This window comes from Mycobacterium sp. NGS48, assembly GCF_059812585.1.
Window position 1 is genome coordinate 68,911 of the sequence record NZ_JCALCY010000010.1, and the last position, 14,040, is coordinate 82,950.

The 14,040-nt window shown below is 64.7% G+C and carries 15 protein-coding genes; 6 read left to right on the forward strand and 9 right to left on the reverse strand.

The genetic code is table 11. The features are described 5' to 3' along the window. Positions 1-36: 36 nt before the first annotated feature. Both AC5Y42_RS17460 and AC5Y42_RS17465 read right to left on the reverse strand, forming a co-directional pair. Complete coding sequence (locus tag AC5Y42_RS17460) at positions 37-1,503, reverse strand: alpha,alpha-trehalose-phosphate synthase (UDP-forming) (protein WP_499899855.1); 1,467 nt, start codon at positions 1,501-1,503, stop codon at positions 37-39. Beyond that, the gene (locus AC5Y42_RS17465; RefSeq protein ID WP_156657405.1) at positions 1,504-1,668 is read right to left on the reverse strand and encodes a hypothetical protein; all 165 of its coding nucleotides are present in this window, start codon (positions 1,666-1,668) and stop codon (positions 1,504-1,506) included. It abuts the gene before it with no gap. A 155-nt stretch (positions 1,669-1,823) separates the two neighbouring features. On the opposite strand from AC5Y42_RS17465, the gene AC5Y42_RS17470 reads away from it, so the two are divergent. Together AC5Y42_RS17470 and AC5Y42_RS17475 are read left to right on the forward strand one after the other, a co-directional pair. Further along, positions 1,824-2,759, forward strand: a complete 936-nt coding sequence (locus AC5Y42_RS17470; RefSeq protein WP_499899856.1) for an enoyl-CoA hydratase — start codon at positions 1,824-1,826, stop codon at positions 2,757-2,759. Positions 2,760-2,844: 85 nt separating this feature from the next. Continuing rightward, on the forward strand, positions 2,845-3,660 hold the full coding sequence (locus AC5Y42_RS17475; protein WP_499899857.1) for an SDR family oxidoreductase: 816 nt from the start codon (positions 2,845-2,847) through the stop codon (positions 3,658-3,660). On the opposite strand, the gene AC5Y42_RS17480 is transcribed toward AC5Y42_RS17475, so the two are convergent. After that, positions 3,643-4,530, reverse strand: coding sequence for an NAD(P)-dependent oxidoreductase (locus AC5Y42_RS17480; protein WP_499899906.1), 888 nt, complete (start codon positions 4,528-4,530; stop codon positions 3,643-3,645). The genes AC5Y42_RS17475 and AC5Y42_RS17480 overlap by 18 nt on opposite strands. 106 nt (positions 4,531-4,636) lie before the next feature. Between AC5Y42_RS17480 and AC5Y42_RS17485 the strand changes: the two genes are divergently transcribed. Beyond that, positions 4,637-5,911 carry an amidohydrolase family protein gene (locus AC5Y42_RS17485; RefSeq protein WP_499899858.1) on the forward strand — a complete coding sequence of 425 codons (1,275 nt, stop codon included), beginning with the start codon at positions 4,637-4,639 and terminating at the stop codon, positions 5,909-5,911. Between the two features lie 4 nt (positions 5,912-5,915). On the opposite strand, the gene AC5Y42_RS17490 is transcribed toward AC5Y42_RS17485, so the two are convergent. After that, the gene (locus AC5Y42_RS17490) at positions 5,916-6,518 is read right to left on the reverse strand and encodes a PaaI family thioesterase (RefSeq protein WP_499899859.1); all 603 of its coding nucleotides are present in this window, start codon (positions 6,516-6,518) and stop codon (positions 5,916-5,918) included. 99 nt (positions 6,519-6,617) lie between these two features. Here AC5Y42_RS17490 and AC5Y42_RS17495 point away from each other — a divergent pair, with 99 nt between their 5' ends. Continuing rightward, complete coding sequence (locus tag AC5Y42_RS17495; RefSeq protein WP_499899860.1) at positions 6,618-7,292, forward strand: PadR family transcriptional regulator; 675 nt, start codon at positions 6,618-6,620, stop codon at positions 7,290-7,292. Here AC5Y42_RS17495 and AC5Y42_RS17500 read toward each other — a convergent pair whose 3' ends face one another. Beyond that, positions 7,293-8,996, reverse strand: coding sequence for a 3-ketosteroid-delta-1-dehydrogenase (locus AC5Y42_RS17500; RefSeq protein ID WP_499899861.1), 1,704 nt, complete (start codon positions 8,994-8,996; stop codon positions 7,293-7,295). It abuts the gene before it with no gap. A gap of 99 nt (positions 8,997-9,095) precedes the next feature. On the opposite strand from AC5Y42_RS17500, the gene AC5Y42_RS17505 reads away from it, so the two are divergent. Both AC5Y42_RS17505 and AC5Y42_RS17510 read left to right on the forward strand, forming a co-directional pair. Beyond that, on the forward strand, positions 9,096-10,235 hold the full coding sequence (locus AC5Y42_RS17505; RefSeq protein WP_499899862.1) for a 3-ketosteroid-9-alpha-monooxygenase, oxygenase component: 1,140 nt from the start codon (positions 9,096-9,098) through the stop codon (positions 10,233-10,235). Further along, entirely contained in the window at positions 10,235-10,540 is a 306-nt protein-coding gene (locus AC5Y42_RS17510) for a ferredoxin (RefSeq protein WP_499899863.1), read from the forward strand. Before AC5Y42_RS17505 ends, AC5Y42_RS17510 begins: the two co-directional genes overlap by 1 nt. Here the strand turns inward: AC5Y42_RS17510 and AC5Y42_RS17515 are convergent. The 4 genes from AC5Y42_RS17515 to AC5Y42_RS17530 all read right to left on the reverse strand — a co-directional run bounded on the left by AC5Y42_RS17515 (position 10,537) and on the right by AC5Y42_RS17530 (position 13,983). Further along, entirely contained in the window at positions 10,537-11,613 is a 1,077-nt protein-coding gene (locus AC5Y42_RS17515; protein WP_499899864.1) for a hypothetical protein, read from the reverse strand. The genes AC5Y42_RS17510 and AC5Y42_RS17515 overlap by 4 nt on opposite strands. Positions 11,614-11,707: 94 nt before the next feature. Continuing rightward, positions 11,708-12,586, reverse strand: a complete 879-nt coding sequence (locus AC5Y42_RS17520; protein WP_499899865.1) for an alpha/beta hydrolase — start codon at positions 12,584-12,586, stop codon at positions 11,708-11,710. Positions 12,587-12,639: 53 nt separating this feature from the next. After that, positions 12,640-13,500 (reverse strand): SDR family NAD(P)-dependent oxidoreductase, encoded by an 861-nt coding sequence (locus tag AC5Y42_RS17525; RefSeq protein WP_499899866.1) that lies wholly within the window; start codon positions 13,498-13,500, stop codon positions 12,640-12,642. A 3-nt stretch (positions 13,501-13,503) separates the two neighbouring features. Next, positions 13,504-13,983 carry a nuclear transport factor 2 family protein gene (locus AC5Y42_RS17530; protein WP_499899867.1) on the reverse strand — a complete coding sequence of 160 codons (480 nt, stop codon included), beginning with the start codon at positions 13,981-13,983 and terminating at the stop codon, positions 13,504-13,506. Between the last annotated feature and the right edge of the window lie 57 nt (positions 13,984-14,040).

A 14,040-nucleotide genomic window follows, 5' to 3' on the forward strand; every position in this document is an offset into this window, starting at 1 on the left:
TGAGTATCGCAGCGTCGCAGCGCCGGCGGCAACGATTCAGCTGTTCTGGGGTCGCGCATCGGCGAGCGCATCGAGAAACGACCGGGCCCAGCGGTCCACGTCGTGGGCAAGCACCTGACGGCGCATGGCCCGCATCCGGCGTCGGCCGTCCTCCTCGGACTGGTTGAGCGCGGCCTCGATTGCGTCCTTGATGCCTTCCGTGTCGTGCGGGTTGACCAGGTAGGCCTGCTTGAGTTCAGCTGCGGCGCCGGTGAATTCGCTGAGAACCAGTGCGCCGCCGAGATCGCTGCGGCAGGCGACGTACTCCTTGGCCACCAGGTTCATCCCGTCGCGCAGCGGCGTGACCAGCATGACGTCGGCGGCCGTGAAAAATGCGATGAGCTCGTCGCGCGGGACCGGACGGTGCAGATAATGCACCACCGGATGGCCGACTTCGCCGTACTCACCGTTGATGTGGCCGACCTGGCGTTCGATGTCGTTGCGCAGGATCTGATAGCTCTCGACCCGTTCGCGGCTGGGGGTGGCCAGTTGCAGCAGCACGGTGTCGTCGCGCTTGGCGCGGCCCTCGGCGAGAAGTTCGGAGAACGCCTTCAGCCGAACGTCGATGCCCTTGGTGTAGTCCAGCCGGTCGACGCCGAGCAGCACCTTGCGAGGATTGCCGATCTCGGCCCGGATCTCTCTTGCGCGCCGCCGGATGGCGCGATCCCGGGCCTTGTGGTCCAGATCGCCCGCGTCGATGGAGATCGGGAAGGCGCCCACCCGCACGGTGCGGGAATCCACCTCCACCTGGCCGAACCGCGTCCGCACCCCCACTGATCCGCGAGAGGTGTTCGCGCCGACCAGACGTCGGGACAGGATCAGGAAGTTCTGCGCGCCACCGGCCAGATGGAAGCCGACCAGGTCGGCGCCGAGCAGCCCTTCGACGATCTCGGTGCGCCACGGCATCTGCATGAACAGTTCCACCGGCGGAAACGGGATATGCAAGAAAAATCCGATGGTCAGGTCCGGCCGTAGCTCACGCAGCATCTTGGGGACGAGTTGCAGCTGGTAGTCCTGCACCCACACCGTCGCGCCCCTGGCCGCAGCGCGTGAGGCGGCTTCGGCGAACCGGCGGTTGACGTCGACGTAGCGGTCCCACCATTGACGGTGGTAGATCGGCTTGACGATGACATCGTGATACAGCGGCCACAGCGTGGCGTTGGAAAACCCTTCGTAGTACTCGGCGACGTCCTCGGCGGACAGCCGTACCGGATGAAGCCGCAGGTCTTCCGCATCGATCGGATCTTCGTCGGCGTCGACAATGCCCGGCCAACCGACCCAGGCGCCACGCCGACGCCGCAGCAGCGGCTCGAGAGCAGTGACCAGCCCGCCCGGGCTGCGCTTCCAGGTGGTGCTCCCGTCGGGAAGCCGCTCCATGTCAATGGGCAGCCGATTGGCGACCACCACGAAGTCGGAATCCCCGGGGCCTGAGTCTTTCGAGCTCTTGCCGCCCCCGGGAGCCATTTAACTCTCGGTTTTCGCTGGTCCAATACCGAGCATCGACAGGAAAATGCGGCACTCGTCGGCGTCATTCGCGTAGGCGGCGACTACCCGCCTGGCCTGGCGCGCGGTGCTGTCAGCTAAAGGTTCCACATCGCCGATTTCGGCAGTATCTGATTTGGCAGGCATGACATAACTGTATGCGAAGTGTGTTTTGCGTCGCAGCCGCGCTGGCAGCCTGTGTTGACGGAGCCGTTGTTCGACGTGGCACCCGGCGCCGCACGCGTTACGTTCTGGCCGTAATGTGCAAAGCGTCTGGAACGAGAACAAGCGAGGTGGGCACAATGACGAGCCCGGATCATGCCGGCGCCAGCGCGGTCAACGGCGAATCCGCCGATCTGGTGGCCTACGAAACTCTCGACGAGGGCCGAATCGCCCGGATCTGGCTTAATCGGCCCGACGCGCACAACGCGCAGAACCGGACTCTGCTGGTGCAGCTCGACGAGGCATTCGCCCGCGCCGAGGCGGACGACGACGTTCGGGTGGTGATCCTGGCGGCGCGCGGCAAGAACTTCTCGGCCGGTCACGACTTGGGGTCGGAGGCAGCGCTGCTGGAGCGTAAGCCCGGCCCGGGCCAGCACCCGACGTTCCGCGGGTACGGTGCGACCCGGGAGCCGATTGCCGAGAAGACCTACTTGCAGGAGTGGCACTTCTTTTTCCAGAACACCTGCCGGTGGCGCGATCTGCGCAAGATCACGATCGCCCAGGTCCAGGGCAACGCGATCTCCGCAGGTCTGATGCTGATCTGGGCGTGTGATCTGATCGTCGCCGCCGACAACGCGAAGTTCAGCGACGTCGTCGGCGTCCGCATGGGTATGCCAGGCGTCGAATACTATGCTCACCCTTGGGAATTCGGTCCCCGTAAAGCCAAAGAGCTACTGCTGACCGGTGATTCGTTGGACGCCGACGAGGCCTGCCGGCTGGGCATGGTGTCCAAAGTCTTTCCGCGCGACGAGCTCGAGGACAAGACGTTGGAGTTTGCGCGACGTATCGCCGAACGGCCCACGATGGGAGCGCTGCTGATCAAGGACTCGGTCAACGCGGCTTCCGATGCGATGGGATTCACCGAGGCGCTGCGGCACGCATTCCACGTTCACGAGCTCGGGCATGCGCATTGGGCGGCGCACAACGAGAATCGATACCCCATCGGCCTGCCACCCGACGTCGAGGACTGGCGTACCGCGAAGCCGTCGAAAGTGGCCCGCCGGGACGAGCCGTAATTCTTGGCGAACAGACGCAGAATCGCATCATCCGGCGCTCGGACGTGCGATTCTGCGTCTTCTCGCGCAACCTTAAGGAGCCAATGTGCAGCTTTCGTTCGAGGACCGTACCTACCTGGTCACCGGCGGTGGAAGCGGAATCGGCAAGGGCGTAGCCGCCGGCTTAGCCGCCGCCGGGGCTGCGGTAGTGATCGTGGGCCGCGACGCCGACCGGTTGGCGACGGTCGCCGAAAAGATCGGCGGCGAAGTCCGACCCGAGCCGGCCGACATCACCGACGAAGAGCAGGCGGCACGGGTGGTCGACGCCGCGACGGCCTGGCACGGCCGCCTGCACGGCGTCGTGCACTGTGCTGGCGGGTCGCAGACCATCGGGCCGATCACCCAAGTCGACTCCGACGCGTGGCGTCGCACCGTCGACCTCAACGTCAACGGCACCATGTATGTGCTCAAGCACGCCGCCCGCGAACTGGTCCGCGGCGGCGGCGGGTCATTCGTCGGGATCTCGTCGATCGCGGCCAGCAATACCCACCGCTGGTTCGGCGCCTACGGGGTGACTAAATCGGCGCTCGACCACCTGATGATGTTGGCTGCCGACGAACTCGGCCCGTCATGGGTGCGGGTCAACGGCATCCGTCCCGGACTGATTCGCACGGAGCTCGTTGCGGCGATCACCGAATCGCCGGAGCTGAGCGAGGACTACCGGATGTGCACTCCGCTGCCCAGAGTGGGCGAGGTCGAAGACATCGCCAACATGGCGATGTTTCTGCTCAGCGACGCCGCCGGCTGGATCACCGGTCAGATCATCAACGTCGACGGCGGCCACATGTTGCGCCGAGGCCCCGACTTCACCGCAATGCTGGAACCGGCGTTCGGGGCTGACGGATTACGCGGAGTGGTCTGAGCCCGAGTCCCGGCTGGCGAGCGTGGCGATCGCCGACCAATCCAAGTGGCCGCCACCGTTGGCCAGCAAGCTGAGGAAGCGGTCGCGCAGCAGGCTGGCGACCGGCAGCGGCACCTGCATGTCCTCGGCGGCGGCGAGCACCAGTCGGACATCCTTGAGTCCCAGCGTTGCGGCGAATCCGGCCGGCTCGAACTCTTGGCTCGCGATCAGCTTGCCGTAGGTCTGGTAGGCCGGCGCGCTGAACAGCGTCGACGTCAGAATGTCGACGTAGTGCAGTGGATCGACGCCGGCCTTGTGGACCAATGCAATCGCCTCGCCTAGCGATTCGATCACCGACGCGATCAGAAAATTGCCGGACAGCTTGACCAGGTTGGCGGTGTGCTGCTCGCCTGACACTACGAAAGTCCGCTGGCCGATCGCATCGAACAGTGGGGCTACTGAATCGAGCACTTGTGGTGGGCCGGCGGCGACCACGAAAAGCTTTGCAGCAGCTGCGGCTTCGGGGCGGCCGAACACCGGCGCGGCGACGTAATGCTGCCCGGCGTCGGCGTGTGCGGCGGTCAGGCGTTTGGACAATTCGACACTGATGGTGCTCGCCGAGACGTGGGTGGCGCCGGCCTGCAACGACGACAGCACACCGTGCTCACCGAACACCACGTCTTCGACCGCCGGGTCGTCAGCCAGCATCGTGACCACGACGTCACCGCCGCACGCGTCTGCCACCGTGCGCGCGTGTACCGCGCCTTGCTGAACCAATGTCTCGGCCTTCGCGGGGGAGCGGTTGTAGACGGTGACGGCGTGCCCCGCGTCGACCAGGTTGGCGGCCATACCGCGGCCCATGTTGCCCAGGCCGATGAATCCGATGTCCATGGTCTCTACCTTGCCGCGTGTTCCGGTCAATGAGAGCGCGTCTTGGCAATCGTGGAGCAGAATCTGGATGCTGGTTTTTGTACGTGCGATGTCGGCGGAGGACACGATGGCTACAACCTGGGACACGATCGATCGGTATGTCGTCATCTCGACGGATACTCACGCCGGGGCAGATCTGCATGACTACAAGCCGTATCTGCCCGCGGGCCTGCACGACGAGTTTGACTCCTGGGCCAAGGAGTACGTCAGCCCGTTCGACGACCTGATCATCGCCACCGCCAACCGAAACTGGGACCATGAGCTGCGGATTGCCGAGATGGACGCCGACGGGGTGGCCGGCGAGGTGCTGCTGCCCAACACAGTTCCGCCGTTTTTCCCGACTACTCCCAACATCACCATCAGCCTGCCCCGGACACGTGACGAGTTCGAGAAACGTTGGGCCGGCGTCCAAGCCCACAATCGCTGGCAGGTCGACTTCTGCTCGCTGGCTCCGGCCCGACGTCGCGGGTTGATTCAGATTTTCCCGAACGATGTCGAGTTGGCAATGTCGGAGATCCGCTGGGGCGTCGAGCAGGACTGCTTCGGTGGTGTGCTGATCCCGCCGGTCTCACCGGGTGACCCGAACGTCGCCCCGCTCTTCCACACCCGCTACGAACCGATCTGGGCGCTGTGCGCGGACCTGGACCTGACGGTGGTGCAGCACGCGGGGGCCGGTAGCCCCGAGATGCCGATGGACCAGCCCGCGTCGAACGCGGTGTTGGTTACCGAGATGGCGATTTGGGCCAACCGCACGCTCGGGCACCTGATCCTGGCCGGGGTGTTCGAACGGTATCCGACCTTGCGGTTCGTGCCCACCGAACAAGGCACCCTCTGGGTGCAGCCGCAACTGGCCGTGCTCGACGCCATGGTGCCCACCATGAAGTCCGAGGCCGGCAATCGCACCTACGGGATGTTCGGCGGGTCCTCGGTCGACGAGCTGACGATGTCCCCGAGCGAATACGCCCAACGGAACTGCTATCTGGCCAGCGAGCTGGCGCCCTACGACTCGATGATGATCGATTTCATGGGAGCAGAGCACATCATGTGGGGCAGTGACTATCCGCACGAGGAGGGGTTCGCGCCGCATTCCAAGTTGGCGATCCGCTGGGCTTTGCACGACAGGTCAACGGACGAATGCCGGAAGATTCTGGGCGGCAACGCAAGTCGCTTATATCGGTTCGACCCCGGCGAGTTGCTGCCCGTCGCCGCCAAGATCGGGCCGAAGGTTGCCGAGGTGCACACGCCGCTCGAGGACACCGGATATCGTGCCCCGGCGGCGTTCGGATACCGGCCGTTCGAAGGCGGGTTGGCCCTCAAGCGGCTCGCGCCTGCGCGCGGTTAGCGATTCATGACCGCTTCTCCCGCGGGTGGATGAACACGCCTTCAGCCTCGACGGTGGTGCCCTGAGCGTCGGCAATGTGACCGACGGCGAATGTCTTGGCCCCCTCCACGCGGTCGACGTGTGCCTTCGCGCGTAATGCACCGAGCGGTGTGCCCCGCAGATAGCGGACGCGGAGGGTGCCGGTATAGGCAGGCTTTCCCGGCTTGTGCGCGGTTGCGCCCAGGACATGGTCGAGGACCATCGCGCACACGCCGCCGTGTACGTGGCCGGCCGGGCCTTCGTAGGCCGCCCCAAGGACGAAGTCCGTCCACACCAGGCCGTCGGCTCCGTGGTGGACGACCAGTGGCGGGGCGATCGGGTTGCGCAGTCCGATCATGACGTTGCCCCATGCCATCGGTTGACCACCGGCGGTCTGCCATACGCCGAAAGAGCCCGGCATCAATGCCGCGCTCAGTGCCTCGGTGGCGCAATCGATTTTGCTCTTGGCTTCGGCGAGCGCCGCCGCGTCGACTTGCGTTCTGATTGTGGCGTCGATGAGGCGGCGCACCGAATCGGCTAATGGCCCAGATACCGCCTCGAGCTGTGCGCGTTCCTCGTTGGATGTCACGGACAAATCCTGCGTGATGGCCCGTCCGCTGGGCAATGTCGTGTCCCGGCCAGTGGTGAGCGGACGTCAAGCCGGTGCCGACGTTGTTAACCTGGCCAGATGGGAGGCAGCAGTCCGCCGGACAAGCCGAATCTTGCGGCGACCAGCTGGGCGCTGCTCGGCGTGCTGTCGTACGAATACGAACTCTCCGGTTATGACATCCGGAAGTGGATCGACTGGAGCATGCGCTTTTACTACGGCAGCCCGGCTTACAGTCAGATCTACTCCGAGCTCAAGAAACTCGAAAGACTGAGCCTGGTGACCTCGCGCGTCGAGAACACGGGTGGCGCCCGCAATCGCAGGCTGTACAAAATCACCGAAGCCGGGCTGGCGGCGGTAACCCGTTGGGCGAACGAGGCGCCGGTCGACCCGCCGACGCTCAAGCATGGCCCGCTATTGCGGGTGACATTGGGGCATCTCACCACCCCGGAACGGCTGAAGGAGGTGTTGCAAGAACACGTGGCGTATGCCGACGAGATGCACCGCAAGGCGTCCAAGGACGCACGGTGGGCCGGTGTCGACCCGTCCTGGGCATACGCCCGCGTCGCATTGCAGTGGGCCGAGCGGTATTACGCCAACGAGCGGGAGCTTGCCTTGAAGATGATCAAAGAGCTCGACGAAGCCGAAGCCGCTTTCCCCCAGCCGGGGAAAGGAAGCCCGACCAAGATTTCTTGGCCCACACCGGAATTCTGGTACGAAGTCGAAAAGAAGGCCGACGCCGAAGAACCGGACTGATCACGGCCCGGCGACATCACAGGCGGCGATGTAGCCGTACACCAACCCCTGGGCGATGGTGGCGCCCGCACCGGGATATGTGGTTCCGAACGCGTTGGCCGCGGTGTTGCCGATCGCGTACAAGCCCTCGATGACGCTGCCGTCCTCGCGCAGTACCCGAGCGCGATCGTCGGCTCGCAGACCGCCGCAGGTGCCGAGGTCGCTGAGCACCATCTTCACCGCATACAACGGGCCGTTGTTCAAAGCGCGGAGATTGGGGTTCGGAGTGACGGTCGGATCACCGTAGTAGCGGTCGTAGGCGCTGCGGCCCCGGTGGAAGTCGGAATCGTCGCCGGCTCGCGACATCTGGTTGAAACGCTCAACGGTAGCTACGAATTGCGACCGCGGTACGCCGATCTTGGCGGCCAGCTCGGCAAGCTCATCCGAGCGATGGGCGATACCGCCGTCGTACCACTTCTGCGGAATCGCCATACGGGGAAACAGCTCACCGGCAAAGACATAGCTGTTTCGATAGTGCTGGTCGAAGACGATCCACATGGATTCCACCGGGTTGCCCGAGCGTTCCCGTTCCAGCAGGCGTTGCCCGAACGACATGTAATCCGTTGCTTCATTGGCAAATCGCACGCCGTGCTGGTCGACGATCAGCGAGCCCGGCAGGGACCGCTCGGCCAGCATCACCAACGGAGCGGCACCCGGCAGCGGTGCCACGGCCGGAAACCACCATGCTTGGTCCATCAGATCAATTGCGGCACCAATGTCTTGGGCGGTGCGGATGGCGTCACCGGTGTTGGTATCCGCGCCCAGGCTCATGTGCTTGCCGAGGGATTCCGACTGAAACTTCCACCGCATGGCCATGTTGTGGTCGAACCCGCCGGCGGCCAATACCACGCCGCGCCGCGCGGTGATCGTGACCTCCTGCCCGTCGTGGCAGACCACCGCGCCGGTGATTCTGCTGCCATCGGTGATAACGCGATGTAGCTCGGTGTCGGTCCATATCGGGATCCCGGCCCGCAGAACCCCAGCGAAGAGCCCGGCCGCCAGGGCCTGCCCACCTGCGACATAACGCCGACCGAGCAGCATTCCGCCCACGCCTTGACCTAAGCGTTTGGCGATGGTCGGGATACCCCGCCGTGGAACCCGGGCCATCAAATTCATCCACCGGTAGTCGGCCCCGGTGGTGGGCATCGGCACCTTGACCTCGAGGACCCCCGAGCGCAGCCGGGCTCGGTACTCGCCGAGGATCGCCGAGTTCAACGGCCGGCACTCGCAGGTACGGCCGGCGGCGGTTCCACCCGGTTCCTCGGGGTGGTAGTCCGAATAGTCCTTGGCCCACATGAACCGCATGGGTGTGGTGCGCCGCAGCATCTCGACGGTGGCGGTCACGTTGCGCAGGTAGCCGACGGACCGCTCGGCAGGAGCGCTGCCCGCCACCACCGACTGGAGATACGTTCGGGCACGTTCCACGTTGTCGTCGCCGCCGTTTTCGGCAAGGACCGGGCTCGCCGGAAACCACAAGGCGCCGCCCGAGCGGGCGGTCGAGCCGCCGACATGCGACGACTTCTCAACGATCAGTACCGTCAAGCCGCGTTCCCGGGCGGCCAACGCCGCTGCCATTCCAGTGCCCGAGCCGACGACCAGGAGGTCAACGGTGCTATCGCGGACAGGCACATCGGCGGGGATAATGCCTGAGGGAAAGGTCGTCACGACGATGACACTAGGTCGCCAAGTCGGCGCCGTGAACTGTTCTCCCTGCCAGCGGGATGGCCACCGCGATAAGCCGACCGGCAGTCGTAGAACAAGGACATGACGTTGCAAGTCAACACCGACCAGATTCGGCACATCGAAGTGGAGGCCGTCCCGTCTCGGTTCGCTCGCGGCTGGCACTGTCTCGGCCTGGCCAAGGAGTTCGGCGACGGCAAGCCGCATGCCGTGCATGCGTTCGGACAGAAGCTGGTGATCTTCCGGAGCGGGGACGGCAGGATCAATGTCCTCGACGGGTATTGCCGCCACATGGGCGGTGATCTGTCGCAAGGTGAAGTGAAGGGCAACGAGATCGCCTGCCCATTCCACGATTGGCGGTGGGGCGGAGACGGCCGCTGCAAGCAGGTTCCCTACAGCAAGCGGGTCCCCAGGCTGGCCCGCACCGCGACGTGGACCACGCTGGAGCAAGACGGGATGTTGTTCGTGTGGAACGACCCGCAGGGCAACCCGCCGCCGCCGGAAGTCGCCATCCCGCGTATCGAGGGTGCGACCACTGACGAATGGACCGACTGGCATTGGTACACGACAACCGTCAATAGCAACTGTCGTGAGATCATCGACAACGTCGTCGACATGGCGCATTTCTTCTACATCCATGGGTCGCTGCCAACGCACTTCAAGAACATCTTCGAAGGTCACATTGCGACTCAGTACATGAACAGCGCGGGCCGCCCGGACGTCGGCGAACCGGGCGCCTCGCAGATGCTCGGAACCACGTCAGTCGCGTCGTATTTCGGGCCGTCCTTCATGATCGACGACCTGACGTATCACTATGAGGACGCCGACCACCAGACGGTGCTGATCAACTGCCACTACCCGATCGACGCCAAATCCTTTGTGCTGCAGTACGGCATCATCGTGAAAAAGTCCGAGGCGCTGCCCGATGAGCTCGCGGTGCAGACCGCGATCGGCCTGGGCGATTTCGTCAAGATGGGCTTCGAGCAGGACGTTGCGATTTGGAAGACCAAGGCGCGCATCGACAATCCACTGTTGTGCGAGGAGGACGGCCCGGTCTATCAACTACGCCGCTGGTATGAGCAGTTCTACGTCGACGTCGCCGACGTGACGCCGGACATGGTGGATCGCTTCGAGTATGAGCTGGATACCACCAGTCCGCGCCAGGAGTGGATGAAGGTGGTTGAAGCGAACCTCGCCGCGAGGTCGGCGGCGGGAGCCACCTGATGACTGCTCGGGTCGACAACCGGCTATCCGACTGTCCAATGGTGTCGGTAGCCTGCCGGCGCTGCGGTGCGCAGGTCCTGGCGCGAAAGAGCAGCTGGGATCAGACCAGCGTGCAATGGGATGCGCAAGCCTCCGCCCTTTGCCTTGAACGGCGGGACGCCCAGAACCTCGCCGCACACTCGGGACGCGGTGTGTTCCTGGCGTGTTCGGCGCTCAGCGGCTCGGTTGCCGACGCAGCCTGCCACGGCGACCTGCCGGTTGTCGATGAAACGGTCCAGATAGCAGGCACCCGCCGGTCTCCTTAAGCCAGCTGGAAGGCGCTGATCGGTGCTTCTTCCGGATAGATCGACGGGCCTCCGAAGTCATAGGCCGCGTTGAGGGTGCGAATGAACTCCGGGTCGTGCAGCGGGTCGTCCGGCGTCGCGAGTTTGATGCCCTGCGCGTTGACGTCTTTGACCAGGGTGTCGATGGCCTGCTCGATGGTCAGGTCATCGGAGCCGTCCATGTTCTTCTTCAACTCGTCGAAGTCGGAGAACACCTCTGCCGACCAGTGCACCAGGAAGCGCAGCTGGTCGGTGTGGTGGCGGGCGACCACGTCGTCGCCGTTCTTCAGCAGCCACCAGTCGCGCTCGGCCGGGTCGCCGGTAAAGACAGTGCCGAAGCTCAGCCCGGCGGGGATCTGCTCATCCAGGGGTCCGTTAGCTTCGCCGCGGTGCACCATCATCTCGTTTTGCACCACGACGCCGCGGTTGTACACCGGTGGCAGCACCCGCTGCGGCGGCTTGAGCGGCCCATCCGGCCAATAGGTGAAGCCGCTGCCCGAATCCAGTGAGAACCAGGTAATCACCTGCGCCATCTTGATCAGGTAATCCTGAAATAGCCCGGACTTGCCCATGACACTGGTCAGCCACGTCGGCGCGTTCTCATACCGCACACCGCGGAAGCTCGGCGAATCCAGATGTCCCGGGTCGCGATTGGCGCATGGGCCGTTGATGTTGAACAGCATCATCTGTGGTTTGGCGTAGTCGGCTTTCCAGTAGGCCTTGGCCATCTCCACAAAGCGCGCGTTGTAAAAGCAATCGTGCAGTTCTGGATACAGCACCGTGCCGTAGTTCGCCAGGAAGCCGCGGAAGGTCGGAGTCAGAAACAGATCCAGCGAGGGTTCGAAGCCTTCGGGAAACACGCCGCTCATGGTCGCAATGAGCTCTTCAGCCGACGCGAAGTGGTGAGCGAGGATCAGCTTCCACGGCCCGTTGCCGTGCACTGTGTCCAGCAGTAGGTCGCGCTGGTAGTCCGTGTAGACATCGTCGACCTCCCGTGGCGGCGACGCGGGCCGCAGGACGTCGGACAGTTCCATGCGCCGCTGATCGGTGAGCATCGGGTCTCCTCTTGGTTTGCCGCTGGTTTTTCGATTCTGCGGCTGCCAGCGGCATTGCAGCGCACAGGTGTCCGGTGATCGGGACGTCAAACCGTCAGAACTTCAACGGATGAGCGAACTTCGCGCGCAGCAGCGCGCCGACTTCGGCGATCGCCAGTCGACCCCGTGCGGTGGCCTCGGAGCGCATCAAGAAGCCGTGGTACATACCGGGGTAGCGGGTCATGGTCACCTGTACCCGGGCATCGCGCAAGCGGTTTGCGTAGCGCTCACCCCAGTCACGGATTGGATCGCATTCGGCGGTGACGACGATCGCCGGCGGCAGCCCGGAAAGGTCAGTGACATCTGCAGGCACCCGATACGCGTCGTCCCCTGTGCCGGCACCTCGGTCGGCCAGCTCGTGCATGTAGCTGATGTCATCAAGCGAAAGCATCGGGGCGTCGGCGAGCGCTCTGATCGACGGCGCCCCCATATCCCGGTCCAGCCCCGGATACAACAACACCTGACAGCAGATCGGCGGGCCACCCCGGTCGCGTCCGGCCAGCGCGACAGCCGCCGCCAATGAGCCACCGGCGCTGTCGCCGACCACCGCAAGCCGAGTCGGATCAACATCGAGTCGATCGACGTTTTCGGCGACCCACGTGGTCGCACAGTAGGCGTCGTCGAACTGGGCGGGCGGCGGATTCTCGGGCGCGAGCCGGTAATCCACCGCCACGACCGTCGCGCCGCTTTCGGATGCCAGCATCCGCGCCAGTGGCTCGAACGAATGATTGGAGCCGAGAACCATTCCGCCACCGTGGAAATACAGCAGCACCGGCGCGCCGGCTGCACGGCTCGGACGGTAGACGCGCAACGGGATCGGTCCGTCGAGGCCGGTCGCCGCACAGTCCTCGACGGCCGCCATTTCCGGCATATCGCCGGGAAGGGGCGCCGCTTCGACCGCTTGCCGCACGGCGGGCAGGCCGCGTTGGCGCATGGGCGGAATTGGTCCGAAAGAGGCGACGCGTGCGGCAGCGTCGGGATCCAGGCTCACTGTCCCGCGGGGTCGAATCGGCGCCGGCGTAACGTGGGAGGCCGCTGGGAGACAAGGGCTTCGGCGCGATCTGCCATCGCCGAGCCGACATGCTCGGGTTGCGTGAGCAGGTAGAAGCGGCCCTCTGCCGCCTGGTCGAACACTGCTTCGGCGGCGGTCAAAGCGTTCAGGGCGTTGGCTTTGATGTCGAGCATGGCCGAGCGTTGCGACTCCGCGGCGGCCACATCGCCGTGGTCGACTCCGCCGGCGGTCTCAAAGATGTTTGACACTACCGCACCTGGCAGTACCGCCTGGACGTGGACGTGATCGTTGTGCCCGGCCAACTGCACTTCTAACCGCAGGCATTCGGTGAGCGCTAGCACCGCATGCTTGCTCATGATGTACGGCGCCTGTAGCGGTACGGTCGCTACCCCGCCGATTGACGACAGGTTCCACACCCACGCGGGTTCCGCGGCGGCCAGCATCCTCGGCAGGAACGCACGCACACCGTGAAAGACGCCACTGATATTGACGTCGACGACGCGTTGCCAGTTCTGCAGCGGTGTGTCCCACAGATACCCGAATTGTTCGACGCCGGCATTGTTGACCAGGAGGCGCACCGGTCCAAGGTCGTGATAAGCCCGCTCGGCAAGCCGCTGTACTGCCTCGGGATCGCGCACGTCGCATACCATTTCCTCGGCCGAACCACCGGCATCACAGAGCTCTTCCCGGAGCGCGGCGATCCCGGCCGCATCGACGTCGGCGAGCACCACGGTCATCCCCAGCCGGTTGGCATGCCGTGCCAGCCCGGCACCGATTCCAGCGCCGGCACCGGTGATGACAGCCACCCCGCCGAAAAATACATCCCGGGCGTCCACCGGTTAGGAACCGGCAGCGCTGACGACGGTGGCCTCGGACAGCGGAACCGAGTCGGTGGTGTCGAGGACGATATCCATCTCGGTGAACTCCAGCCCATTGGCACCGCGCCGCACCGCGACGTTGGCCAGGCCGCTGGATACCGCGAACGGAACGAAATTCGCAATCTGGTTGACGAATATGTAGAAGCGGGCGCGGGTTATCTCGCCGTCGGTGCCGGCACGGTGCACGTTGGTGGCGTGATGGCGCAGCGGGTACGGGCTTTGCCGGCGGTGATCGGCTAACCACTCCATCACCGCGTCGCGCCCGCGCAGCTCCGGGGACATCAATTCTTCGAAAGGACTGGCGCCCGAATCGCTCCGGGTCAGATAACGGACGTCGTCGGCGTATCGGGCCGCCAGGTCGTCGTAGTGCGCCGCGTCGTAGTGGTACCAGAACTCCGCGATGAATTCCTGCAGCTCGGCCAGCGAGATGTCGTTGCTCACAATTTTCCAGTTAAGCCGCTGTCGGCGGCGACGGAATCGTTGGTGACCGGTCAGTGG

Bases quoted from the DNA above. Each gene is read 5' to 3' on its own strand.
- AC5Y42_RS17460 (WP_499899855.1), bottom strand. From the start codon at position 1,503: ATGGCTCCCGGGGGCGGCAAGAGCTCGAAAGACTCAGGCCCCGGGGAT.
- AC5Y42_RS17465 (WP_156657405.1), bottom strand. From the start codon at position 1,668: ATGCCTGCCAAATCAGATACTGCCGAAATCGGCGATGTGGAACCTTTA.
- AC5Y42_RS17470 (WP_499899856.1), top strand. From the start codon at position 1,824: ATGACGAGCCCGGATCATGCCGGCGCCAGCGCGGTCAACGGCGAATCC.
- AC5Y42_RS17480 (WP_499899906.1), bottom strand. From the start codon at position 4,530: ATGGACATCGGATTCATCGGCCTGGGCAACATGGGCCGCGGTATGGCC.
- AC5Y42_RS17485 (WP_499899858.1), top strand. From the start codon at position 4,637: ATGGCTACAACCTGGGACACGATCGATCGGTATGTCGTCATCTCGACG.
- AC5Y42_RS17495 (WP_499899860.1), top strand. From the start codon at position 6,618: ATGGGAGGCAGCAGTCCGCCGGACAAGCCGAATCTTGCGGCGACCAGC.
- AC5Y42_RS17505 (WP_499899862.1), top strand. From the start codon at position 9,096: ATGACGTTGCAAGTCAACACCGACCAGATTCGGCACATCGAAGTGGAG.
- AC5Y42_RS17510 (WP_499899863.1), top strand. From the start codon at position 10,235: ATGACTGCTCGGGTCGACAACCGGCTATCCGACTGTCCAATGGTGTCG.
- AC5Y42_RS17515 (WP_499899864.1), bottom strand. From the start codon at position 11,613: ATGCTCACCGATCAGCGGCGCATGGAACTGTCCGACGTCCTGCGGCCC.
- AC5Y42_RS17520 (WP_499899865.1), bottom strand. From the start codon at position 12,586: ATGCGCCAACGCGGCCTGCCCGCCGTGCGGCAAGCGGTCGAAGCGGCG.